The following is an 818-nucleotide window of genomic DNA, read 5'->3' as shown; positions in this document are numbered from 1 at the left end:
CTTACCTTCGAGCCGACCATTGACCACCAGAACAGCTCCCACACCGACACGTCGAAGGTGAAGGCGGTCTTTTGCAGGATCGTATCTGCCGCCCTCAAGCCATAACGATTATGCATCCAAAAAATCCGGTTCAGCACGGAATGGTGCTCCACCATCACGCCCTTCGGTTTTCCGGTCGAACCGGAGGTATAAATGACATAGGCAACATGATGCGGTCCAGCTAGGGGCTCCAGATTTGAGCCGTCTTCGTGGTAAATATTCTTGCCATCTTGCTCTTGACGATCCAGCACCAGCACCTGACCATCGAAACTCACCAAGGCTTGCTCCGCCAGATGCGATTGTGTCAGCACCAGCTTCGCGCCCGAGTCCTCCAGCATAAAGCGGATACGATCGGCCGGATATTCCGGATCAATCGGCACATAGGCTCCGCCGGCCTTCAAGATCGCGTAGATGCCTACGATCATGTCCAGTGAACGGTGGACCAGAATGCCCACGGGCTGATCCGGTCCAACCCCTTCCACACGCAAGGTGCGTGCGAGTCGGTTGGCTCGCTCGTTCAGCTCACGGTAGGTCAACGATTCCGCTCCGCACAACACCGCCACTTGCTCCGGTGTGTTTTTGGCCTGCTGCTCAAACAGACTGCTTAGCGTCTGATCCTGCGGATAGGCTGCCGCCGTATCTCCCCACACCTGAACGATCTGTGCCTGCTCTTCCGCTGTCACTAGTTCCAGCTCATTCACACGGATATGCGGATTGTCAATAATTTGCTCGATGACATGCAGTACATGTCCCTGCATCCGCTCGATCGTAGACCGATC

1 protein-coding gene is annotated in these 818 nt (G+C 55.6%); it reads right to left on the bottom strand.

The window, feature by feature from the left end:
• Positions 1-818, bottom strand: an 818-nt coding sequence (locus HFD99_RS24810) for an AMP-binding protein (protein WP_167441053.1), incomplete at both ends; no start/stop codon positions are given.

Origin of the sequence: Paenibacillus sp. EKM301P, assembly GCF_011800295.1 — a bacterium.
In the GTDB taxonomy this organism is placed as follows: domain Bacteria; phylum Bacillota; class Bacilli; order Paenibacillales; family Paenibacillaceae; genus Paenibacillus; species Paenibacillus polymyxa.
This window is presented reverse-complemented; position numbering and strand designations above follow the sequence as displayed.